Below are 23,010 nucleotides of genomic sequence, written 5' to 3'. Positions count from 1 at the left end.
CGATGATCTACGTCTCCCGGCTGCTGACTGACCGCGCGATGGCGCATCTGCACTCGCTCGGCATCGACGTGCGGGTGGGCGACGAGGATCCGCCGAGCCGCGCCGAACTGGAGGCGGGCATCGCCGGGGCCGATGCCGCCGTCATCACGCTCACCGAGCGCGCGGATGCCGCGCTGCTGGCCGCTGCGGGCGACCAGTTGAAGGTCATCGCGAATGTGGCTGTTGGCTACGACAACATCGACATCGCCGCCGCACGGGCCGCCGGTGTCGTCGTCACGAACACCCCTGGCGTACTCGATCGCGCGACCGCCGATTTCACCTTCGCGCTCATCCTCGCCGCCACTCGGCGGGTTGCCGAGGGTGACCGGTTCCTGCGCTCGGGACAGTCGTGGGTGTGGGGGCCGCGCATGCTCGTCGGCCTCGACATCAGTGCAGGCGCGACGCTGGGCATCCTCGGCTACGGCCGCATCGGACGCGCAGTCGCCAAGCGCGCCAAGGCATTCGACATGACGGTCATCGCGTCGGCGCGCAGCCGTGAACCCGGGACCGCGGAGGACGGTGTCGCGTTCGTCGACAACCCGACCCTGCTGGCCGAAAGCGACGTCGTCAGCGTGCTCACCCCGCTCACGCCTGAAACCCGACACCTGATCGACGCCGCGGCCCTGGCAGCCATGAAACCCACTGCCTACCTGATCAATACCGCACGCGGCGGTGTCGTCGACGAAGCCGCGCTCGTCGAGGCACTCACCGCGGGCCGTATCGCGGGCGCCGCACTGGACGTCTTCGAAGGCGAACCAGACGTCAACCCTGCACTACTCGACGCGCCGAACCTCGTTGTCACGCCGCATATCGCCAGCGCCGGTGAGGCGACACGCGACGCGATGGGCATTCTGGCCATCGACAACGCCGCAGCGGTGCTGGCGGGCAACCCGCCGCTGACCCCGGTGCGCTAGTGGTGGTGGCACGCCGCCGGCGGTGACGGCGGAATGTCGAGCGCCGGATTCCCGTCGAAGAAGCCGACGGGCTTCAGATGGAATCCTGTGTACGCACACGGCATCACCGGCCAATCCTCAGGCCGCACCACGTGGTGCGCGCCGACGGTGTACCAGAGCACCACGTCGGTGTCCTCCAACGGCGCGTCGTCGGCGATGTACTGCGGCAGGCCCTGAGCATCGGGCGACTGGTACATGTAGTCGCCCGCCGCGAACTTCTCCGCCGGGTCGTAGCGGGTCACCCACAGGTTGTGCTGCACGAACCGGGCGCGGTCGTAGATGTAGGAACCTTCCTGCACCATCACCGGCACGACGTCTCGCGGCGTCAGCTTGTACGCCACTGGACTGCCCAATTCGTTGCGCTTCGACGGGTTGGCGATCTTCCAGTGGCGGCCCTTCGACCAATCCCAGTCCCGCGCCCCCTCGGCCTCCGACGCGACCAGGGTGTCGCGGGTGACCCACGCGTTGTGATGCGGGTTCAGTTCCGGATCGGGTTCGGGGATCGAGTCGACCTCGTAGACGCTGTTGTTCGCGCCGTCGACGCTCATGTCCAGCCGGAAGCTGAAGAAGTGTTGATGGTTCGGGCCGTAGATGTTGGGCGCCACCAGCTTTCCCCACCGCGGCTCCTCACCGTCCTGCACCGCACCGGTGGTCAGCACGCCGGAGAGCTTGACCTCGACCTCCATCGACGCGTCGTTGTAGAAGTACCAGAAGAACCCGTACTCGTAGTTGCCGACGGTGCAGATCATCGAGATCACCAGCCGCCGGGCCCGCCGCACCTCGACCTCACCGGTCCGGAAATCGGTGTGCTTCCAGGAGATCCCGTAGTCCTCCTCGTGCATGCAGATCGCGTTCGGAATGGTGACCGCGTTGCCCGACGAGTCGTTGACCGTGCCGTCGAAGTAGTAGATCTCACCGAGGCAGTCGCAGCCGAGCGTCAGCGGGTTCGCCGAGAACCCCATGCCGACCTCACCCATGTCGAAGACGTTCTTGTTCCAGTGCGTCGGCGCGGTATCGCCGTACGGCACCACCATTTCCGAAAGCGACGCCCGGTAGATGATCGGGCGGGTCTGCCCGCGGTCGGTGTAGGTGATCTCATGCAGCGTGATGCCTTCACGCGGGTTGAAGCCCACCCGCATCGACCACTTCTGCCACTGCACCTTCCAGCCGTCGACGGTGAAGCTGGGTCCGTCGGGTTGGGTGATCTCGATGGGTTTGACGTCGTCGCGGAAGTGCGTGAACGCCGGGCGGTTGTTCGCGTCGAACATGAACTTCTCGGCGTAATTGCCCGCGGTCGGCGGCAGCGGCACCACCCCGTGATCCTCGATGTCGATCACCTTCATGGCGTCGAGGTCGAAGGTGACGATCAGACCCTCCACCGGTCGCGCATAGCCGTGCTCGGAGGGCGCGGCACGCACGAACGTCAACGGCCGGCAGATCAGCGGTGAGTTGTCGTAGTGATCGCCTGCGCCGTAATAACCTGCCGGCCACGGGTCGATCATGGCCAGGCTGAAATCGGTGACACCGCGCTTGCGCATCGCCTCCTGCCACCGCGGGTCGGCCCGCACCACCTCTTCGACGCCGGCCATGTGCTCGACCAGATACGACGGGAACCTGCCGGGCACGGCGTTCCACGAGTCGATGACCCGCGCGGTGAGGTCGACGACCGCCTCGTACACCAGCTTGGCTGCGCCGTCGTACATCGTCACGAACGCCCGCCGCGGCACCTCGACGTCGCCGTCGAACGTCAGGTCGGCGGGCTTGCCCGGTTCCGCCAACTGGATCATCACGAATTTCAATGTGGGCGTGGCGTATTCGGAGTCGGTGATCACCGCGGCCGCGGATTGAATCTCGGCGCCGGTCAACGGGTCGAGCGGATACCGGGACGGGCAGTCGGTCGCGTCCGTGCCTGGCACGGTGCTTTCCATTGTCATTTGGCTTCGTCCTTCAATTCCAATACCGCCAGATGGGCCAGGGCGTCTTCCTGGCTGACCTTGGCCGCCGAGCGGCGACCGAAGATGTAGACGAGCGCACCGAGGACGCACATGCCGACCGAGATGCTGCCGGTCCACATCATCCAGGTACTGTCCGGCACATCGTGAATCCACGACTTGGCGAACGAGTAGTACACGCCGCCGATGGTGCCCAGCGTGCCAACGATGACGGTGATCCAGACACCGACGGCGCCGCCGGGAATCCGCCAGAACTGTTCGCTGGCATAGCGATCGGCGTACTTCTTCCTGGCGATGATCACCGGGAACAGGAAGAAGAATCCTGAGATCAGCCAGACCGTGGAAAGCCCGCCCTGGATGAAGATCGTGACATTGGCCATGCTGCTCTGCGAGTACAACCCGACCAGGATCAGCGACGACAGCACACCCTGGATCAGCACGGCGGTCACCGGGTTGCGGGTGCGCGGGTTCAGGTGGGTGAAGATGCGCGGCAGGTGACGCTCGAGACCGGAGACGAAGATCAGCCTCGAGTAGGTGACCTGGTAGGTCATCAGCGCGACAAAGATGATGCCGGCCAACACGATTGCGCAGACTTCCATCACACCCTTTGGTGCTGCCGTGCCCAGCATGCCGATCACACCGGTCACCGGGTCGATCTGGTCACCGGGCAGCACCATCATCGTGCCCAGGGTGGTCAGCAGGTAGATCACCACCAGCGCGGCCGAACCCCACACCACCATCTTCGGGCCGCTCTTGCGCACCGAGAGGAACTCCGCACCCATGTTGTAGGGCGTCTCGACGCCCAGCAGGTACAGCAGCACGGTGCCGTACAGGAATCCGGCGCCTGCGAAGTCGGGCACCAGCGCGGCGTGTGCGGTGAACGGTGTCGCCGATCCGTTCTTCAGCGCATATGTCAGGCCTGCGACGAAGATGACGAGGGTCAGCGCCCCGTACACCACGAACACGACGTTCATGATGCGTTGATTGGCAGCGAGTTTCGCCAGTGCCAGGCCGATCACGCCCCAGAGGATCACCAACTGCAGGATGATGCTCAACGTCAGACCCAGCTGCGCGTGGAATGCCAGCAGCACGAACTGCAGGACGATCGCCGGCGACGACGCCGCGTTGAGGATCACCGGTATCCACGACAGGTAGCCGCCGACGAAGCCCCAGGTTTCGCCCATGGTGCGGGTGGCCCAGATGTACACGCCGCCTTCACCGGGCCACAGGTTGCCCAGTTCGGCGACCGCCATGCCGGCGGGCACCAGGAAGGTGATGATGCCCAGCACCCACATCGGGATCGCGGTCCAACCGCCCGCCGCCATCACCGACGAACCGGTGAGCCAGCAGATGATGAACACGTAGGTGGCGACCAAACCGAAGGTCGTCATCACCTTCGGCAGTACTTGTTCGGGAACGAGTTCGGTGGTCAGGAGCTTGTCGCGCGCCGGCGCCGCTTCCAGTTCTTGGGTCATGCGAATCTCTTTCCAATGCCGTTGGATCAGTTGACGATTTGTCCGTCTTTCATGCGGACGACACGGCTCGCTTCGTCGGCCACCGTGGGGTCGTGCGTGCTGGCGACCACGGTGACGCCCAGCGTGGAACACAGGTCGCGCAGCATGCGCACCACCGTCTCCCCGGTGCGGTGGTCCAGATTGGCAGTCGGTTCGTCGGCAAGCACAAGCGTCGGGTTGCTGATCAGCGAGCGCGCGATCGCCGTGCGCTGCTGTTCGCCGCCTGACATCTTGGTCGGCTGGTGGTGCACCCGGTGCCCGAGACCGACGAGTTCGAGCAGTTCCAGCGCCCGCTTGCGCAGCGATTTGCGGTCGTACGGCTCGAACATCAGTGGCAGTTCGACGTTTTCCACCGCCGACAGGAACGGGATCAGGTTGTAGCTCTGGAAGATGAACCCGATGGTGTCGTGACGCAACGCGGCGAACTGGCTCTCGGTCAGCAGCGACGTGTCACGACCCGCCAGCCTGACGCTGCCCTTGGTGGGCCGGTCGAGTCCACCGATGATGTTGAGCAGCGTCGACTTCCCGCTGCCGCTCGGCCCCATCAGACAGACGAATTCTCCTGGCATGACTTTCAACTCGGCGGCCACCAGCGCGCGAACCACTTCGTCGCCGAGCTTGTGCAGCTTCCATACGTCCGAGATCTCGATGACGGGCGCGCGGTCCTGCGCCGCGGCGGTGGTGTCGGCGGTTTCGTCGATAGCGGTCATCGTCAGACTCCTGCGGTCAGCGATCGGATCGGCGGCCGCGACGCGGCGCGCCAGGTGGGCACGATGCTGGTGGCCAGTGCCGCGACGACGCTCACGACGAACGCGATCGCCGCGCCGAGCGTCAACCCCTCAACCGACACTCCGGTGGCCGCCAAACCGACCGTGCCGAGCAATAACCCGGTCACCGCGGCGAGCAACGCCCCGACCGCCGCGCCGAGCACCGCAGCGATCACCGGCTCGACCAGCAACGCCGCGACCACCGGCGCGCGCGGCACACCGTTGGCGCCGAGCACGCCGAGTTCACGTGTGCGATGGGCGACGGTGCGGGTGGTCGCCACCGCCACCTCGACCACGCCCACCAGCAGCACGGTGACGGCGATCAGCACGACGGCGCGGCCGATCTCGTCGGCGTGCCCCAGTGACGCCGACTGCGCGCGAATCCCGTCGGACATGCCGAACACGATCACCACGAGGAAGGCGCCCGTCGCCGTCGTGATGACGGGTAGCACCATTTCGGCGATGCGCCGTCGCGCAGCCAACCACCCGTAGGACAAGCCGTGTCGCATCATCACCTGTCTCCCAATAGTGAGACGGGCCGTTGTTGCAGTAGCCGGTGCACGGGCACCAGCGCGCCGACGATCGCCATCGCGGGCAGGAAAGCCGCGACCATACCTGCGGCCTGCAGCCAGGCCGTCGGTGTCGCGATCCCCGGAATCACCAGCGCCACAGCAGCTCCAGCGCCGAGCACACCGACCAGGTAGGCCGCCAGGAACACGATGCCCGATTCGACGAGGAAGAAGTAGAGCACTTCGTCGGCGAGCCCGATGCTGGACATGATGCCGAACTCGCGCCGTCGCTCCTGCACGGCCGCCAAGAACGACGACACCGCGATGACGAATCCGAGGCCCAACCCGATCGTCGAGATGAGGCCGAGCGTCGAACTGGTCACCTTGCCGGAGAACAGCGCGGAGAACTTCTGCTCGAACGTCAACGGCCCGGAACCGCCGACGGTGTCGTAGATCAGGCCGCGGCCGGTCGGGTCCGGTTTGACCGACGGGTCCGACGTCGACGGCACATCGACCGCGTCACCGAAGGTCTGCCCCAGGTCGCGCCGCTTCTCGTCGCCGGGCGGGGCGACGATCGTCCACCAGGCGTTGTCACCGACCACCGACCGGGCAAGCGGCGTCGCCACGGTCACCGACTGCCCGCTGCCTTCGACGCCGACGACCAGATCCCGCCCGCCGACTGCCACCCGGTCGCCTGGTTGCAGATCCAGTCGATCGGCTACTGCTGTGCCGAACCTCGCTTGGCCACTGGGTATTTCGTCGTTGCCGCGCAGCGAGACCGTGCTGCCGTTGATCTCGGTGACCCCGGAGATGACCCGGGTCGCGGTCCATCCCGGCGGCACGGTGATGGCGGGCGCGGCACCGTCGGCGACCAGAGCCTGCGCGTTGCTGTCGTAGTGGATGCCCGCGGCGGGCACCGCCCACAACTGCGCGCCGTCCAACACGTCGGTCACCGAATCCGCCCCGGTGATCGCGAAACTGGCCGAGATGGTGCGCACCACCGTCACGCATGCGATCGCCAGTGCGATGCCGAGCACGGCAAGCGCGAACCGTTCTGGCCTGCGACGGATGTTCGCCAACGCGAACCGGACGAGGCACACGAAGGTGTTACCGGGGGCGGTGGCGATCGCCGGTGAACCGACCTGGATGGTCTCCACAGCAGGGATGGTCGTGCCGAAAAGTTTCACTCAAAGCTGCGCAGCATGTCCACAGCGTTAAGACAGCCGCGTTGTCGTTACGGCGCTATTGCGCCGTCAGGGCCGCCTGCCGATCCCGGCGATCATCATCGGCGTGAGCATCCGCCGATTTTCCGCGAAGACGCTGTCCGCGGCCTTGGCTTGTTCGGCGGACAGCCGTCCGGACTTCACAAGGGCTTCCCGCAGGCTTTCGAACGTCAACCGGAAGAAAGCGAAGCCGGGTGAGGTCGAGTCGATCAGCCTTGCGCGCCCCTCGCCGCGGAGCTCGGTGAGCCCGGCGGCTTCCAAGTCACTGACCACCCGGCGGCCGTAGTCACGTTCGAACCCCGCCGACGTCATGAAATCGAATATCGCGTCGCCGATCTCGCTGTGCCCGCGGGTGCCGTCCTCGAATCCGTAGCTGGTCCAGTCGTAGTCCTCGACCACCATCCAGCCACCGGGTTTCAGCGCGGCGACCAATCGGCCGAGAATGCGTTCGCGATCGGCGAGGTGCTCGAGGACCAGCCGGGCGTGGATCAGATCGTATTCGGACTGCGGCAGCTCATCGGAGCGAAGATCGATGCGGCGCACGGTGATCGAATCCGACGCCAGGTGGTCGATATACCGGGTGTCGATGTCGATCGCCGTCACGTGGGCGCCGCGAGCAGCCATCCACTCGACCATCGACCCGCCGCCCGCACCGACCTCGAGGCACTCGGTGCCCGCGCCGATGCCGAGTTCGTCGAGCAGTGCCTGACTGCCGGGATCCCACAGCGCTTCCATGCCGGCCAGCCTGGCGCGCTCCTGGGTGAAACCCTGGTCGAGGACGTAGTCGCGGGTCATGACTGGATTTTGGCCCAGGGCCGCGCCTCCTCGAGCTCATATGCCAGTTCCAGCAGCCGGGATTCCCCGCCCCACACCGTCGACAGCATCATGCCGACGGGCATCCCTGACGCGGATTCGCCGAGCGGCAGCGAGATCGCGGGATCGCCGGTGGCGTTCTGCAACGGGGTGAAGGCCACCCATTCCAGCAGCCGGTCCATGATCTGGTCGTAGTCGGCGGTGGGGTCGAGGTAGCCGACGGGCGGGGTGTCCTCGGCCAGCGTCGGCATCAGCACCATGTCGAACTCGCCGGACAGCCGCTGGGTGAGCCGGCGCGAGCGCGACAACCGCGCGATCGCCAGCGGAACCTTGTGCAGATTCCTGGCCGCCAGCCGGTCCAGGCCGAGCGTCAGGTTGTCCAGCTTGCTGCGGTCGAAGCTGGGGCCGAACATCCGCCGTCCGCCTCGGACAATGGAGAACGCCAAAAACGCCCAGTACGTGAGGAATTCGTCCTTGAAGCGGCGGGGTACCGGGTTGTCGATCTCGGTGAGCGTGTGCCCGAGTTCCTCCAGCAGCGACGCCGTCTTCAACGTGAGTTCGCGCATCTCCGGACTGACGTCGCGGACAATCGATTTCGTGCAGAACGCAATGCGCAGCCGCTGCGAGCCAGGTCCGGTGACATTACCGATCGCGGGCAACTTGGGGTGGCGATAGATGCGTTCGGCCTCGCGCAGGAACGCGGCGGTGTCGCGCACCGAGCGGGTCACCACGCCGTTCGCAACGAGGTGCAGCGGCATTTGGGCGGTCTCCTTGTCCAGCGGCAGCCGCCCGCGTGTCGGTTTCAGGCCGACTAATCCGTTGCAGGACGCCGGGATTCGAATGGAGCCGCCCCCGTCGTTCGCGTGCGCCATCGGCACCACGCCCGCCGCGACGAACGCTGCGGATCCCGACGACGAGGCACCGGCGGTGCGCTCCGGATTCCACGGATTGCGCACCGGACCGATGCGCGGATGCTCGGCCGCCGCACTGAACCCGAACTCCGACATCTGCGTCTTACCCAGCGGGACAAGGCCGGTGCCGAGGAACAGCTTGGCCCATGCACCGTTGGCAGGCAGCGGGCGAGGCTCCCACGCGTCGGAGCCCTGCATCGTCGGCATGCCCTCGACGGCCACGTTGTCCTTGATGAACGACGGCACGCCGTCGAAGTAGCCGCCGTGCGGTCGCCGCACGTCGGCCCTGGCCCGTGCCCGGTCGTACGCCTCGAACGCCAGCCCGTTCAAGGTCGGGTTGACGGCCTCGGTGCGGGCGATCGCGGCCTCGACCAACTCCCGTGGCGACACCTCGCCCGCCCGCAGTTTCTCGACAAGTCCGACGGCGTCGTGGTCGCCAAGGGCATCCGAGGAGAATTGGCCGCCGAAGGCATGGATGCGATTCATGCACCGACGGTACCAAGTCGTACCGCTTCTGCGGTTGCCAACGCAAACGGCCCCCGGTTTCCCGAGGGCCTTCGCGCGTGGTTCGCCTGGCTACGCCTGACCGACCTCGAACCGGACGAACCGGGTGACGGTCACGCCCGCCTCGTCGAGCAGCGCCTTGACCGTCTTCTTGTTGTCGAACACCGACGGCTGATCGAGCAGCACGACGTCCTTGTAGAAGCCGGTCACGCGGCCCTCGACGATCTTGGGCAGCGCCTGCTCGGGCTTGCCCTCGTTACGGGCCGTCTCCTCGGCGATGCGGCGCTCGTTGGCGACGATGTCCTCCGGCACATCCTCACGCGTCAGGTACTTGGCCTTCAGCGCTGAGATCTGCAGGGCGACCGAGTGCGCGGCCTCCTTGTCGGGGCCCTGGTACTCGACGAGCACACCGACCGCGGGCGGCAGGTCCGAGGCCCGCTTGTGCAGGTAGGTCTCGACGGTGCCGTCGAAGTAGGCCACCCGGCGCAGTTCCAGCTTCTCGCCGATCTTCGCGGACAGATCCGCGATGACCTGCTCGACGGTCGTGTCACCGACTTTGGCGGCCTTGAGCGCTTCGAGGTCGGTGGCTTTGGCGGCGGCGGCCGCCGCGACGATCTGATCCGCGACCGCCTGGAATTCGGCGTTCTTCGCGACGAAGTCGGTCTCGGAGTTCAGTTCGATCAGCGCACCGTCCTTGGCGGCCACCAGGCCCTCGGCGGTCGCGCGCTCGGCGCGCTTACCGACGTCCTTGGCCCCCTTGATGCGCAGCAGTTCGACGGCCTTGTCGAAGTCGCCGTCGGCCTCGACCAGAGCGTTCTTGGAGTCGAGCATGCCGGCGCCGGTCAGCTCCCGAAGCCGCTTGACGTCGGCAGCGGTGTAGTTCGCCAATGTTCAGCCTTTCTAGGAAGACTCGGTGGGTTCGGTTTGGGTTTCGCCACCAGCCGTCTCCGTCGACGCCGTGGCACCGGCCAGCAGCTCCTGCTCCCACTCGGCGAGCGGCTCGGCCGCTTCGGCCTCGGCCTTGTCGCCGTCGCGGCCCACGTTGGCGCGGGCCTGCAGGCCCTCGGCGACCGCGGAGGCGACGACCTTGGTCAGCAGCGCGGCCGACCGGATCGCGTCGTCGTTACCCGGAATCGGGTAGTCGACCTGATCGGGGTCGCAGTTGGTGTCGAGGATCGCGATGACCGGGATGCCCAGCTTGCGCGCTTCACCGACGGCGATGTGCTCCTTGTTGGTGTCGACGACCCAGATGGCCGACGGCACCTTCTGCATGTCGCGGATACCGCCGAGCGACCGCTCCAGCTTGTTCTTCTCGCGGGTCAGCATCAGGATTTCCTTCTTGGTGCGACCCTCGAAGCCACCGGTCTGCTCCATCGCCTCGAGTTCCTTGAGGCGCTGCAGCCGCTTGTGCACGGTGGAGAAGTTGGTGAGCATGCCGCCGAGCCAGCGCTGGTTCACGTATGGCATGCCGACGCGGGTCGCCTCCTCGGCGATGGACTCCTGCGCCTGCTTCTTGGTGCCGACGAACATGATGCTGCCGCCGTGGGCGACGGTTTCCTTGACGAACTCGTACGCCTTGTCGATGTAGGTCAGCGTCTGCTGCAGATCGATGATGTAGATGCCGTTGCGGTCGGTGAAGATGAACCGCTTCATCTTGGGATTCCAGCGACGGGTCTGGTGCCCGAAGTGGGTGCCGCTGTCGAGCAGCTGTTTCATGGTCACAACAGCCATGAGTTGCCATTTCCTTTTGTTGTCGGTTGCCGCGCGGCGCCGGGTGACGCCGAGCCCTGGTGCCTGCTCAGATGCCGAACCCTCCGGAGAGGGACCGACGGCATCCGGATATGACCTTGTGGAACCGGGTCATGTGTAGACACGCGAAGTCAGCCCGCTCTGCGAGCTGCGGTTAGCAGTTTACACGCTGGACAGGGGTGCTTTTTCCACAGCGGGCCTGCGGTCCACAGATCGCGACTACGCCCTGGCGGACGTCGCCTGCGACCGGCTGAGCTGGTCGAATGCGATGGATCGTCCCGATGGTCGTCACGTTGCTCGTGTCCGCCCCGGTTTCGGCCTCGGCCGAGGGCGGCAGGCTGCAGTGGCCGCTGCGGCCCCGACCGGCGGTGCTGCGGGCGTTTGACGCGCCCTCACCGAACTGGAACCCCGGCCATCGCGGCGTCGACCTGGCGGCGACGCCGGGCCAGCCCGTCTATGCGGCCGCGGCGGGCACGGTCGTGTTCGCCGGTGAGCTGGCAGGCAGGCCGCTGGTGTCGATCGGGCATCCCGGCGGCCTGCGAACCACCTACGAGCCGGTGCGGCCGTCGGTGCGGCCGGGCCAACGGGTCGAGGCGGGCACGGTGATCGGCAGGCTCGATACCGGCCATGCCGGATGCGCGCCCGCGTGTCTGCACTGGGGCGCGATGTGGGGCGCGGCGTCGCGGGCGGACTACGTCGACCCGCTGGGCCTGGTGATCAGCACGCCGGTCCGGCTCAAGCCTCTGCACGGCTGACGGGCCTACCGTCGGACACATGACCTCCGACGCTCACCGCTCCCGCCCGCTTCGCTTCGGTCTGCACACCGCGCTGCCCCGCGGCACGGAATTCGGCGCGTTCGCAAAGTCGGTGCAGGACGCCGGATTCGACGTGCTGACCATCCCCGATCACCTCGTGGCATCGATCTCGCCGTTTGCGGGTGCGACGGCCGCTGCGGCGGCCACCGACCGTCTGCACACGGGCACGCTCGTGCTCAACAACGACCTGCGCCATCCTGTCGAGACCGCGCGCGAAGCCGCGACCGTCGCCGCCGTTTCCGGTGGGCGTTTCGAATTGGGCCTCGGCGCAGGCCACATGAAGTCCGAATACGACGCCGCCGGACTGCGATTCGACCCCGCCGGCACACGCGTCGACCGGCTCATCGAGGCGGTCGACGTGATTCGGCCGTTGCTGGCTGGTGAGGCTGTCGACGTCGACGGCGCGCATTACTGTGTGCGCGCCGCGGCCGGTGCACTGGTCGCCGCACCGGACGTGCAGGTGCCACTGCTGATCGGCGGCAACGGAACCCGGGTGCTGCAGTTGGCGGGACGGGTCGCCGACATCGCCGGGCTCGCGGGCTTCAGCCACAACCGGGACGCGACGAAAGTCAACCTCACCCACTTCGACGCGGCCGGGTTGAAGGACCGCGTCGCGGTGGTCCGCGACGCCGCGGGCGACAGGTTCGACGCCGTCGAACTGAACGCGCTGATTCAGTTCGTGGTGCACACCGACGACCGCGAGGCCTCGGCGGCAGAACTGGCCGCGTTGTTCGGCGGCGTCTCGCCGGAGTTCGTGCTCGACTCGCCGTTCGTCCTGCTCGGCACCCACGAGCAGATGGCCGAGGCGCTCGTCGCGCGCCGGCAGCAGTTCGGGGTGAGCTATTGGACGGTGTTCGACGAGTGGGTCGGCCGCGAGTCAGCGATGCCGGACATCGCCAAAGTCATCGCCCTCCTTCGCTGAACGTGAGCTTGTGCTCGAAAATCCGCGGAAATCTCGCACACAAGTTCACGTTCGGCCGCGCCCTAGGCGCGGGGGTGGGCCTGGTCGTGGACGGCCCGTAACCGGGCGACGGTGACGTGTGTGTACAACTGCGTGGTGGCCAGCGTCGAGTGGCCGAGCAGTTCCTGCACCACCCGCAAGTCGGCGCCGCCTTCGAGCAGATGGGTTGCGGCGCTGTGCCGCAACCCGTGTGGGCCGATATCGGGCGCGCCGTCGACCGCGGCGACGGTCTGATGCACGACGGTGCGGGCCTGCCGCGGATCGAGCCGACGGCCGCGCGCGCCGAGCAGCAGCGCAGGCCCCGAATCCGCGGTGGCCAGCGCCGGTCGTCCGTCCCGCAGCCAGGCGGTCAGCGCCGCCTGCGCCGGTTCACCGAACGGGACCGTCCGCTGCTTGTTGCCCTTACCGAGGACGCGCAGCAGCCGCCGGGACTCATCGACGTCGTCGAAGTCGAGCCCGCAGAGTTCGCTGACGCGAATACCTGTGGCGTACAACAACTCAACGATCAGCTGGTCCCGCAGGGCGAGCGGATCGCCTTGCTGCGCACCGGATTTCGCGGCCGTCATGGCGTCGAGAGCCTGATCCTGGCGTAACACCGACGGCAGGGTCCGTCGCGCCTTCGGCATCTGCAACCGGGTGGCGGGATCGGTGGCCAACAGGCCGCGTCGCATCGCCCACGCCGTGAAGGTCTTCACCGCCGACGTGCGCCGCGCCAGCGTGGTGCGCGCCGCGCCCGCCGACGCCTGCGTGGCGAGCCAGGACCGCAGCAGCGGCAGGCTCAACCTGTCCAAACCGCCGCCGGGCACCTGCTCGGCGAGGAAGTCGAACAACGACCGCAGGTCGCCCAGATATGCCCGACGCGTGTGCTCCGAGCGGCCACGCTGCAGCGCGAGGTACTCGTCGAACTCCTCGAGCACTGCGTCCACTCCCCCACCCTCGCAGACCTGGGCGCGCAGCCTCAGGTGACGCGCCGCAGCGCCTCCGGTGTCAGATCCTTGCGCGTGGGATAGCCGTCGACGGCCATGATCAGGTCGGTCTCGGCCAACAGCGAGCGCAGCACGTGCACCACGCCGTCCTCGCCGCCGATGGCCAACCCATAGGCGTACGGCCTGCCGACGCCGACGGCCGTCGCGCCAAGCGCCAATGCCTTGACGATGTCGGCGCCGCTGCGGATGCCGGAATCGAACAGCACGGGCAGTCCGTCGGCGGCGGCCACCACGCCGGGCAGGCAGTCGATGGCGGGTATCCCGCCGTTGGCCTGACGCCCGCCGTGGTTGGAGCAGTAGATGCCGTCGACGCCCGCGTCGCGGGCACGGCGGGCGTCGTCGGGGTGACAGATGCCCTTGACGATCAGCGGCAGTTCGGTCAGCGACCGCAGCCACGGCAGGTCGTCCCACGTCAGTGGATTGCCGAACAGCGACACCCAGCGCAGCACCGCGGCTTGCGGATTCTCCTGCGGTGTCTGCGGCAGGCCGGCCAGGAACACCGGGTCGCTGGTGTAGTTCGCCAGGCAGCGGCCGCGCAGTTGCGGGAAGTTCGACGTCGACAGGTCTCGCGGCCGCCAACCCGGCACCCAGGTGTCCAGCGTGACGATGATGCCCTTGTAGCCGGCCGCCTCGGCGCGCTGCACGAAGCTGGCCGCCAGGTCGTGGTCGGTCGGCGTGTACAGCTGGAAAAAGCCTGGGGTGTCGCCGAATTCGGCCGCAACGTCTTCGAGCGGATCCTCGGTCAACGTCGAGACGACCATCGGCACACCGGTGCGCGCGGCGGCCCGCGCGGTCGCGAGATCGCCGTGGCCGTCCTGTGAGCAGATGCCGGTCACCCCGATCGGCGCCATGAACACCGGTGACGGCAGGGTCAGGCCGAACACCTCCACCGACAGGTCGCGCTCGCGCTGCGCATTGAACATCCGCGGCATCAGACCCCAGTTGTCGAACGCCGTCCGATTCACCCGCTGGGTGCGCTCGTCCCCGGCGCCGCCCGCCACGTACGACCAGATCGACGGCGGCATCGCCGCTTGCGCCTTGGCCTCCCACTCCGCGAACGACATCGGAAACGACGGCACGATGCCCGACAGGCCCTGCAGGTAGATCTCGAACTGGTAATCGCCGAATGCCATGGGCCTAGCGTGCCAGCCCGCGCCAGGATCCGGTCACCGAACCATCCGCTGCGCCACTCCCGCGTACACCTGACCCAGCTTCTGCGCGTCGCGGTGCTGGCGCGACGGGAACCACCGGCACACGTCCACGCACAGCGAGGAGATCGCCATCACCACCTCGTCGACGTTGTCGACGTCGAATTCGCCCGCGGCCACACCGCCCGCCACGATTTCGGTGATGACGTCGGTGGCCTGGTGGCGCAGCGGCGCGATGGTCCGGTAGTGCGGCGGGGTCAGGCCGTGCAGTTCGTACTGCACGACGCGTGCCTGCTTGTGGTTTTCGGCGTGCCACGACGCGAACGCCGCCACCACCGCCCGCAGTCGTTCGGTGAAGGCGGCGGCGGGATCGTCGGCCCGTTTCAGCGCGGCCAACAGGCTGCTGTGGCCCTCCAGCGCAATGGCGTAGAGCAGCTCTTCTTTGGAGCGGTAGTGCGGATACATCGCCGTCGCGCTCATGTTGAGCCGCTTGGCGATCTGCCTGGTCGAGCTGCCGCCGTAGCCGGATTCCGCGAAGGCTTCTATCGCGGCGCGCCGCATACGTTCCGCCGCAGCTGAATCCGCAGCTCGATCGATGGTCATGACGGTCGGGATCCTACACGTATTTGACTTCCGACCACGGTCGGCGCATTATTAGCGAGCGCTCATAAAATGAGCGATCGCTAATGTGACGAAAGGCTGTCCCCGACATGGCGGAGTTCCTCTCGCGACGTGACGTCGACTTCCTGCTCTACGAGTGGCTCGACGTCGTCGAACTGACCAAGCGCGACCACTTCGCCGAACACTCCCGCGACACCTTCGACGCCGTACTCGATCTTTCGGCCGACATCGCGACGAAATGCTTTGCGCCACACAACAAGAAGGGCGACCAGAGCCAGCCGACGGTCGGGCCCGACGGCAAGGTCGTGTTGATCGACGAGATCAAGGACGCACTCGACACTTTCGGCGAAGCCGGCCTGATCGCGGGCTCCTTCGACGAGGCGGTCGGCGGCATGCAGCTTCCGATGGTGGTCGCGCAGGCGTCCATGGCGTTCTTCCGTGCCGCGAACCCGAGCACGACGTCGTACGCCTTCCTGACCGTCGGAAACGCCAACCTGTTGGTGGAGTACGGCACCGAGGAGCAGATCGACACCTGGGTCCGCCCGATGCTCGAGGGCCGCTACTTCGGCACCATGTGCCTGTCGGAACCCGACGCGGGTTCGTCGCTGGCCGACATCACCACCAAGGCCGTTCCCGCCGCCGACGGCACCTACCGGATCACCGGAACCAAGATGTGGATCACCGGCGGTGATCACGAACTGACCGAGAACATCGTGCACCTCGTGCTGGCGAAGGCGCCGGGCGGCGGACCGGGTGTCAAGGGCATCTCGCTGTTCGTCGTCCCGAAGTTCCTGCCCGACGGCACCCGCAACGACGTCGCGCTGGTCAGCCTGAACCACAAGATGGGCAACCACGCCACCACCAACGCGCTGCTGAACTTCGGCGACGGCACGCACCAACCCGCCGAAGAGGCAGGCGCGGTCGGCTATCTGGTCGGCGAGGTGCACAAGGGCCTGGCCTACATGTTCCACATGATGAACGAGGCGCGAATGGCGGTGGGACTGCAGGCGATGGCCACCGGCTACGCGGGCTACCTGGCCTCGGTCGAGTACGCCAAGGAGCGCGTCCAGGGCCGTCCGGTCGGTGACAAGGATCCGGCGCGGGCGCCGGTGGCGTTGATCGAGCACGCCGACGTCAAGCGAATGTTGTTGGCGCAGAAGTCTTATGTCGAGGGCGCGTTCGCGCTCGGCCTGTATTGCGCGATGCTGGTGGATGAGGGGCGCACCAGCGTCGGGGCCGATCGCGACCGCGCCCGGTTACTGCTCGAGGTGCTGACGCCGATCGCGAAGAGTTGGCCGTCGCAGTGGTGCCTGGAAGCCAACAGCCTGGCCATCCAGGTGCACGGCGGCTACGGCTATACCAAGGAGTTCGACGTCGAGCAGTGCTACCGCGACAATCGGCTCAACGCGATCCACGAAGGCACGCACGGCATTCACGGCTTGGATCTGTTGGGCCGCAAGGTGGTCATGCAGGACGGTGCGGGTCTGACGCTGCTGGCCGAGCGGATCACCGCCACCGTCGACCGCGCACTGCAGTCCGACAGCACCGCGGGCTACGCCGAGCAGTTGCGCCGGGCGGTGCAGCGGTTGGTCGACGTGACCGCGACGCTGTGGGCCGCCGGCGACGTCGCCGTCACGCTCGCGAACTCGACCGCCTATCTGGAGGCGGCAGGACATGTGGTGGTGGCGTGGATGTGGCTGGAGCAGTTGATCGCCGCGAGCGATCATCATGGCGACTTCTATGACGGCAAACGTGCTGCGGCGCAATACTTTTACGCCTACGAGCTACCGAAGACCGGTCCGCAGTTCGACCTGCTGGCCAGCCTGGACCGCACCACGGTGGACGCGAAGGCCGGTTGGTTCTAGGCGGACGCTTCCGCCGCGGCCAGCTCGCGCTTCCACTGCCGGAACGTCTCCTCGGTGCGGCCGCGCCGCCAGTAGCCGGAGATCGACGCGGCCCACTTGGCCTCGACGCCGCGTTCCTTGCGGATGTAGGGCCGCAGGTTGTGCATGACGGCCTGCGCCTCGCCGTGGATGAAGACCTGCACCTGCCCAGGCAGCCAGGCGGCTTCCTTGACCGCCGTGATCAACGGCGCGTTGTCGCCCGCGACGTCCTCGGGCACCAGGTCGGCCCGGCCGCCGCGGTAGATCCACCGCACCTCGACACCGGACGGCGCTTTCAGCGCGATCTCGTCCTCGGGTCCGGCGACCTCGATGAACACCTGCCCAATCGCGTTGTCGGGCAACGCTTCCAGCGCGGCGCTGATGGCCGGGACAGCCGCCTCGTCGCCCGCGAACAGGTGCCAGTCGGCCGCGGGGTCGGGCGAGTACGCGCCGTTGGCGTTCGTCACGTAGGCGGCTTGGCCCGGGGTGGCCGATGCCGCCCACGGCCCCGCCACGCCGTGCTCGCCGTGCACGACGAAGTCGATGGCGATCTCCCTGCGCTCTGGGTCGACCCGGCGCACCGTGTAGGTGCGCACCGTCGGCCGTAGTTCGGCGGGCAGGTCGTTGAAGCTGTCCATTGTCAGTGGGTGCGGCAGCGCGGCGACGTCGACGTTGTCGTTGACGAACACGATCTTGACATAGGAGTCGGTGAATTCGTTGGGGACGAACGTGTCGAAGCCGGCACCGCCGAGGACGACGCGGATCAGGTGCGGGGTCAACTGCTCGGTGCGCACCACTTCGAACGTGTTCAACGGTCGCCCTGCCACTGTTCCTCCAGACTCGTTAGCCAACCTCACCGAGGATACGAGGGCGGCCGAGCCTGCGGTGTCCTACCTGGCCAGCACCGCCGCCGCGGCCTTGGGTTGCCAATCGGAGGTCAACAGCGCACCGAAGTTGTCCTGCTCGTTGTCCCGGTCGGCGGTGTCGATGTCGCGGATCGAGAAGATGAACGCCGGACCGCTGAACCCCGACTCGGCCGCCTTCCACAACACATCGGTGATCTGCCGAGCCTGCTCGTCCTGGCTCACACCCGCCGCCGACGGCGCACTGGTGGGCGCACCGATCTCGGTCATCCAGATCTTCTTGCCGCCGTCGCCGTTGGCGACCATCAACTGGTGCACCCGTTGCACGTCGGACCACCCGTTGTGGTCGTCGACACCCAGCCCATTGGGATACACGTAGGGATGCATCGCCATGGCGTCGAAGGATCCCTTCGCGCCGAGTTCGTACATCGCCTTGACGAAGGCAGGCGGATCGTCGGGCGCCCACGCGCGGCTCAGACCCGCGGCGATCACCGTGCTGTTCGGTTGCGACGCCTTGATCGCCGGATAGGCGGTCTTGAGCAGTTCGGTGTAGCGGGCCGCGCGGTCGGGCACCTGCCCGAAGAACAACGGCACGTTCGGCTCGTTCCAGACCTCCCAGTTGGAGATCCGGTCGCGGTAGCGCTGCACCACCTTCTCGGCGAATGCGGCGAACGTGTTGGGATCGACGGGCGGTGCGCTGAAATAACTTCCCGGCGCCCTCGCCCAATCGGGGGTGTAGGCGATCAACCCGAGCACGTTGAGGCCGCGCTGCCGCGCGCCGTCGACCCAGTGATCGACGTAGCCCCAGTTGTAGGCGCCCGGCATCGGTTCGACGAGATGCCAGTCGATGAGCACCCGCAGCCAGGTGGCGCTGGTCTTGGCGACGGCGTCGAGTTCGCGGTCGGCATCGGCGTTGCTCATGTAGGTCATCGGTGCGCCGACGCCGAATCCGTACCCGTCCGCAGGCGGGGTGACCGCCCCAGCGGTCACCGCCCGTCCTCCGACGACCGTCATCGCCGCAACGAGCAGGACGACGGTGGCTATGCGGGCAACGATCCTGCTCGTCGCGCTGTGCATGGAGTCAACTTACCGGAGAGCCCGTTTCCACCGTCCACCTTGGCTGACGACCAGACCTGAGATCTCAAGCATCGAAAGCGGGCCCAGCAACTGTGTCGGTGGCAAACCCGATGCGACGGAAAGTTGCTCGACGGTGCGCGCGCCGCGGGCCGGAAACGCGTCGTAGACCCGCAGTTCGTTGGGCGCCAGCCCGTCCAGACGCGACGTCGGCCGCTGCGGGTCGGCCGCCAATTCACCCACCCGGCCGACCAGTTCGAGCACCTCGTCAGCGCGGGTGACCAAAATGGCGCCGCCGCGCAACAGCACGTGGCATCCGACGGACGTCGACGACGTGATCGGCCCCGGCACCGCGCACACGCCGCGACCCAGCGCCGTCGCCCACGCCGCGGTGTTGGCCGCGCCACTTCGCGCCCCGGCCTCGACCACCACCGTCGCCCCCGACAACGCTGCGACAAGCCGGTTGCGAGTCAAGAACCTGTGCCGCTGCGGGCGCAGGCCCGGCGGATACTCCGTGACCAACAGGCCCTCCTGGCCGATCCGCCGCAACAGGTCCGCGTGGCCCGCCGGGTAGGGCACGTCGATGCCGCCGGCCAACACCGCGACGGTGAATCCGTCGGCGGCCAGCGCGGCGCGGTGGGCCGACCCGTCGATGCCGTAGGCGCCGCCGGACACCACCACTACATCGCGCTCCGCGAGACCGGCCGCCAACTCCCCTGCGACATGCTCACCGTACGCACTGGACGCACGGGTGCCGACGATGCCGGCGGCGCGCTCGGCCACAGTGTCGAGCCGCGCAGGACCCAGCACCCACAACGCCAGCGGCGGGCGACCCTCCGGCCGCTTCGTCGTATCGATGCCGTTGAACGCCGTGAACGCCAGCAGCGGCCATTCGTCGTCTTCCTCGGTGATCAGCCGACCACCCAAGCGGTCCAACACCTCGAGATCTTCTGCAGCACAATCAATCTCATAGCGCGCCTCGGTGAGCCGCAACAGGTCGTCACCCACGACCCGCCGCTTCACCCGCTCGGCGGCCTCGACCGGCCCGACGCCGGCCACCAACGCGGCGAGTTGCGGGCACGGCGGTTCGACCACCCGGGACAGATACGCCACGGCACGCAGCCTCGGATCGGTCATCGCATCCCCCCACCTCGTCGGAAACTCAGCGCCGTGCTGACCTGATCGGGTCCCGGTGACGTCAGCCCATCCAGATCGGCAAGTGTCCACGCGACTCTCAGCGTCCTGTCCGCGCCGCGGATGCTCAGCGAGCCACGATCGAGCGCAATCTGCAGCGGTTTCATCGCGTTTGAGCCGAGCCGAAAGTTCCTTCGCAGCAGCGCACCGCTGACTTCCGCATTGGTCCGAATCCCATACGGCCGCCACCGTTCTGCGGCAACCGCGCGCGCGGCCGCGACTCGCTGGCGGACCACTGTCGTCGACTCACCGTCCCCGGCGGCGAACGCTCCCGCCCGCGCCATGTGCATCTCGACTCGCAGGTCCACCCGATCCAGCATCGGCCCGGACAGCTTGCCCAAATACCGGCGTTTGACCGTCGACGGGCACACGCAGTCCTTCGGATCCGCTGGCGCGCACGGACACGGGTTGGCGGCGAGCACCAGCTGGAAACGCGCCGGATAGCATGCGACACCGTCCCGGCGGGCAAGCCGAACTTCGCCTTCCTCCAACGGAGTCCGCAGCGCTTCCATCGCACTGACCCCGATCTCGGCGCACTCGTCGAGAAACAAGACACCCCGATGCGCGCGACTGACCGCGCCGGGCCGCGCCAGCCCCGACCCGCCGCCGACCAGCGCGGCGACGCTGGAGGTGTGATGCGGCGCCACGAACGGTGCCTGGGTGATCAGCGGCGTGCTTCCCGGCAGCACGCCCGCCACCGAGTGGATGGCCGTCACCTCCAGCGACTCACCTTCCGACAGTGGCGGCAGCAGACCCGGAAGGCGTTGCGCCAGCATCGTTTTCCCCACCCCGGGTGGGCCGGTCATCATCAGGTGATGGGCACCCGCCGCGGCCACCTCGACGGCGTACCTGGCGTGCGTCTGCCCGACCACATCGGCCAGGTCGACGGCGGGTTCCGGGACCGGCGACACCGCATCGATCCTGCCCTCGAGGACGGTGGCGCCGCGCAACCAGTTGTACAGCTGCTTCAGCGTGCGCACACCCCACACGTCGACGCCGTCGATCAGGCTGGCCTCGGCGAGGTTCTCGACCGGAACGACGACGGTGGGCCAGCCTTCCCGCTTGGCCGCCAGCACCGCAGGCAGCACGCCATTGATCGGCCGCACCCGGCCGTCGAGCGCCAATTCACCCAGCAGCACGGTCTTTTCGAGCCGCCCCCACGCCTTCTTGCCGTTGGCCGACAACACCGCGCACGCCAGCGCCAGGTCGTAGACCGAACCCATTTTCGGCAGCGTCGCAGGCGAGAGCGCCAGCGTCAGCCGCGTCTTCGGCCATTCGTGATCACAGTTGGTGATCGCGGCGCGGACCCGGTCCCGCGACTCCTGCAACGCGGCATCGGCCAGACCGACGAGATGCACACCGGGCAGCCCGGAGCTGATGTCCGCTTCGATCTCGACGATCTGGCCGTCGAGGCCCCGCATTGCCACCGAGTAGGCGCGCCCGAGTGCCATCAGCCCACTCCCGTGCGCGTCTCGGTGCGTGTCGACGGCTCTGGTTCCCTATCGCTGTCCATGGCCTCAGGCTCGGCCGGGCCACCGACAATTTCGGGGCGGGGCGGCTGCTCGGATCGTGGTTATCCACAACCGCCAAGCCGAGCCGTCGCGTCAGTGCGGGGCTGCGGTGACGATGGTGAACAGATCGGTGATGAGCTCGTCGTGCACGAGCGCGACGTCGAAGCCCGTCACTATCGGGGCATCGGTTCCCGGCGCCACGACATTCCATGCGAGATAACCGAATCCACGGGTCTGATAGACCGGCCCGGCCTTGACGAACGACAACCCGGCCAACTGCCCGTCCTGCAGCGCCTGCGCCTTCGCGTCGAGCGCCTCGTGGCCGACGGACACGCCCTCATCGTCGGTCCACCGGACGTCAGGCGAGTAGGTCTGCGCGATCGCGGCCCTGCGGCGATCGGCGTCACGCTCGTTGAAGACACGCAGCAGATTGCTCTCCATCAGTCGCTCGATCGCGTCGGACACCGCGGCTCCTCGTCTTCGGTTGTGCGGGGCGAGTCCGATGAGGCTATTCGGTTACTCGCAGCCCGTCAGCGCAATCAGCCCACCGCCTGGAGGTGGGTGATCTCCGGGGTTCTGGTGCGGCCGATGCGCACACCGATCACGTCGATGCGCACCGCAGCCCAATGCCGATCCTGGGCGGCGAGCCACAGCCCGGCGAGGCGCCGCAGCCTGCGCAGCTTCGTCGGCGTCACGGCTTCGGACACGCCGCCGAACTGGTCGCTGGTGCGCGTCTTCACCTCGACGAACACCACGGTGCGGGCGGCATCGTCAGCAGCGACCACGTCCAGCTCGCCATATCGGCACCGCCAGTTGCGGCACAGCACGCGCAGCCCCAGCGCGGTCAAGTGGTCGACGGCCAGTTGCTCGCCGAGTGCGCCGAGTTCGGCACGTGTCAACGTCGTCATATCGCCACTTTCTGTGCCGGCACCGACAACTGCGGACGCTCATCCCCCGACGCAAACTCATCCACAGTTGCCCGGCGTGCCGTTTCGGCGGCGTAAAAATTGGGGTATACGA

The 23,010-nt window shown here is 67.4% G+C and carries 22 protein-coding genes; 4 read left to right on the top strand and 18 right to left on the bottom strand.

The annotated features are described in order from the left end of the window. Positions 1-2 precede the first annotated feature (2 nt). Positions 3-953, top strand: coding sequence for a D-glycerate dehydrogenase (locus C1A30_RS16705; protein WP_101949321.1), 951 nt, complete (start codon positions 3-5; stop codon positions 951-953). On the opposite strand, the gene C1A30_RS16700 is transcribed toward C1A30_RS16705, so the two are convergent. The 9 genes from C1A30_RS16700 to rpsB form a co-directional block, all read right to left on the bottom strand. Next, complete coding sequence (locus tag C1A30_RS16700) at positions 950-2,926, bottom strand: primary-amine oxidase (RefSeq protein ID WP_101949320.1); 1,977 nt, start codon at positions 2,924-2,926, stop codon at positions 950-952. The two genes, C1A30_RS16705 and C1A30_RS16700, sit on opposite strands and share 4 nt — an antisense overlap. Further along, positions 2,923-4,419 carry an APC family permease gene (locus C1A30_RS16695; protein ID WP_200828288.1) on the bottom strand — a complete coding sequence of 499 codons (1,497 nt, stop codon included), beginning with the start codon at positions 4,417-4,419 and terminating at the stop codon, positions 2,923-2,925. The genes C1A30_RS16700 and C1A30_RS16695 overlap by 4 nt, the downstream gene beginning before the upstream one ends. A 26-nt stretch (positions 4,420-4,445) precedes the next feature. After that, complete coding sequence (locus tag C1A30_RS16690) at positions 4,446-5,168, bottom strand: ABC transporter ATP-binding protein (protein WP_101949319.1); 723 nt, start codon at positions 5,166-5,168, stop codon at positions 4,446-4,448. A gap of 2 nt (positions 5,169-5,170) precedes the next feature. Continuing rightward, positions 5,171-5,737 carry an ABC transporter permease gene (locus tag C1A30_RS16685; RefSeq protein ID WP_101949318.1) on the bottom strand — a complete coding sequence of 189 codons (567 nt, stop codon included), beginning with the start codon at positions 5,735-5,737 and terminating at the stop codon, positions 5,171-5,173. Beyond that, the gene (locus tag C1A30_RS16680) at positions 5,737-6,891 is read right to left on the bottom strand and encodes an ABC transporter permease (RefSeq protein ID WP_200828287.1); all 1,155 of its coding nucleotides are present in this window, start codon (positions 6,889-6,891) and stop codon (positions 5,737-5,739) included. Before C1A30_RS16680 ends, C1A30_RS16685 begins: the two co-directional genes overlap by 1 nt. A gap of 96 nt (positions 6,892-6,987) precedes the next feature. Continuing rightward, positions 6,988-7,752, bottom strand: coding sequence for a bifunctional 2-polyprenyl-6-hydroxyphenol methylase/3-demethylubiquinol 3-O-methyltransferase UbiG (locus tag C1A30_RS16675; RefSeq protein WP_101949316.1), 765 nt, complete (start codon positions 7,750-7,752; stop codon positions 6,988-6,990). Further along, positions 7,749-9,167, bottom strand: a complete 1,419-nt coding sequence (locus C1A30_RS16670; protein ID WP_101949315.1) for an amidase — start codon at positions 9,165-9,167, stop codon at positions 7,749-7,751. The genes C1A30_RS16675 and C1A30_RS16670 overlap by 4 nt, the downstream gene beginning before the upstream one ends. A gap of 90 nt (positions 9,168-9,257) precedes the next feature. After that, a complete protein-coding gene (gene tsf, locus C1A30_RS16665) occupies positions 9,258-10,073 on the bottom strand; it encodes a translation elongation factor Ts (RefSeq protein WP_101949314.1) in 816 nt (271 codons plus the stop codon). Between the two features lie 12 nt (positions 10,074-10,085). Next, positions 10,086-10,916, bottom strand: coding sequence for a 30S ribosomal protein S2 (rpsB, locus tag C1A30_RS16660; RefSeq protein WP_101949313.1), 831 nt, complete (start codon positions 10,914-10,916; stop codon positions 10,086-10,088). Positions 10,917-11,197: 281 nt separating this feature from the next. Here rpsB and C1A30_RS16655 point away from each other — a divergent pair, with 281 nt between their 5' ends. Together C1A30_RS16655 and C1A30_RS16650 are read left to right on the top strand one after the other, a co-directional pair. Then, positions 11,198-11,689, top strand: coding sequence for a M23 family metallopeptidase (locus C1A30_RS16655; RefSeq protein WP_101949312.1), 492 nt, complete (start codon positions 11,198-11,200; stop codon positions 11,687-11,689). A 19-nt stretch (positions 11,690-11,708) separates the two neighbouring features. Further along, positions 11,709-12,671 (top strand): TIGR03621 family F420-dependent LLM class oxidoreductase, encoded by a 963-nt coding sequence (locus tag C1A30_RS16650; RefSeq protein WP_101949311.1) that lies wholly within the window; start codon positions 11,709-11,711, stop codon positions 12,669-12,671. 62 nt (positions 12,672-12,733) lie between these two features. Here the strand turns inward: C1A30_RS16650 and C1A30_RS16645 are convergent, their stop codons facing one another. The 3 genes from C1A30_RS16645 to C1A30_RS16635 are packed head-to-tail and all read right to left on the bottom strand — an operon-like array spanning position 12,734 to position 15,447. Further along, positions 12,734-13,636: a tyrosine recombinase XerC gene (locus C1A30_RS16645; protein WP_101949310.1), complete on the bottom strand. Its 903-nt coding sequence runs from the start codon at positions 13,634-13,636 to the stop codon at positions 12,734-12,736. Between the two features lie 32 nt (positions 13,637-13,668). Further along, positions 13,669-14,829, bottom strand: a complete 1,161-nt coding sequence (locus tag C1A30_RS16640; RefSeq protein WP_101949309.1) for an alpha-hydroxy-acid oxidizing protein — start codon at positions 14,827-14,829, stop codon at positions 13,669-13,671. Between the two features lie 33 nt (positions 14,830-14,862). Further along, entirely contained in the window at positions 14,863-15,447 is a 585-nt protein-coding gene (locus C1A30_RS16635) for a TetR/AcrR family transcriptional regulator (protein ID WP_101949308.1), read from the bottom strand. A 107-nt stretch (positions 15,448-15,554) separates the two neighbouring features. On the opposite strand from C1A30_RS16635, the gene C1A30_RS16630 reads away from it, so the two are divergent. Beyond that, positions 15,555-17,330, top strand: a complete 1,776-nt coding sequence (locus tag C1A30_RS16630) for an acyl-CoA dehydrogenase (protein WP_101949307.1) — start codon at positions 15,555-15,557, stop codon at positions 17,328-17,330. On the opposite strand, the gene C1A30_RS16625 is transcribed toward C1A30_RS16630, so the two are convergent. The 6 genes from C1A30_RS16625 to C1A30_RS16600 all read right to left on the bottom strand — a co-directional run bounded on the left by C1A30_RS16625 (position 17,327) and on the right by C1A30_RS16600 (position 22,898). Then, positions 17,327-18,175, bottom strand: coding sequence for a siderophore-interacting protein (locus C1A30_RS16625; protein ID WP_101949306.1), 849 nt, complete (start codon positions 18,173-18,175; stop codon positions 17,327-17,329). The genes C1A30_RS16630 and C1A30_RS16625 overlap by 4 nt on opposite strands. A gap of 63 nt (positions 18,176-18,238) precedes the next feature. Then, positions 18,239-19,288 carry a hypothetical protein gene (locus tag C1A30_RS16620; protein WP_101949305.1) on the bottom strand — a complete coding sequence of 350 codons (1,050 nt, stop codon included), beginning with the start codon at positions 19,286-19,288 and terminating at the stop codon, positions 18,239-18,241. Between the two features lie 9 nt (positions 19,289-19,297). Further along, positions 19,298-20,422: a DNA-processing protein DprA gene (gene dprA / locus C1A30_RS16615; RefSeq protein ID WP_101949304.1), complete on the bottom strand. Its 1,125-nt coding sequence runs from the start codon at positions 20,420-20,422 to the stop codon at positions 19,298-19,300. Continuing rightward, positions 20,419-21,930, bottom strand: a complete 1,512-nt coding sequence (locus C1A30_RS16610) for a YifB family Mg chelatase-like AAA ATPase (protein ID WP_101949303.1) — start codon at positions 21,928-21,930, stop codon at positions 20,419-20,421. Before C1A30_RS16610 ends, dprA begins: the two co-directional genes overlap by 4 nt. A 153-nt stretch (positions 21,931-22,083) precedes the next feature. After that, positions 22,084-22,455, bottom strand: coding sequence for a nuclear transport factor 2 family protein (locus C1A30_RS16605; RefSeq protein ID WP_235009940.1), 372 nt, complete (start codon positions 22,453-22,455; stop codon positions 22,084-22,086). 74 nt (positions 22,456-22,529) lie between these two features. Further along, positions 22,530-22,898 (bottom strand): YraN family protein, encoded by a 369-nt coding sequence (locus tag C1A30_RS16600; RefSeq protein ID WP_101949302.1) that lies wholly within the window; start codon positions 22,896-22,898, stop codon positions 22,530-22,532. Positions 22,899-23,010: the final 112 nt, after the last annotated feature.

The organism is Mycobacterium sp. 3519A (genome assembly GCF_900240945.1).
In the GTDB taxonomy this organism is placed as follows: domain Bacteria; phylum Actinomycetota; class Actinomycetes; order Mycobacteriales; family Mycobacteriaceae; genus Mycobacterium.
This window is presented reverse-complemented; position numbering and strand designations above follow the sequence as displayed.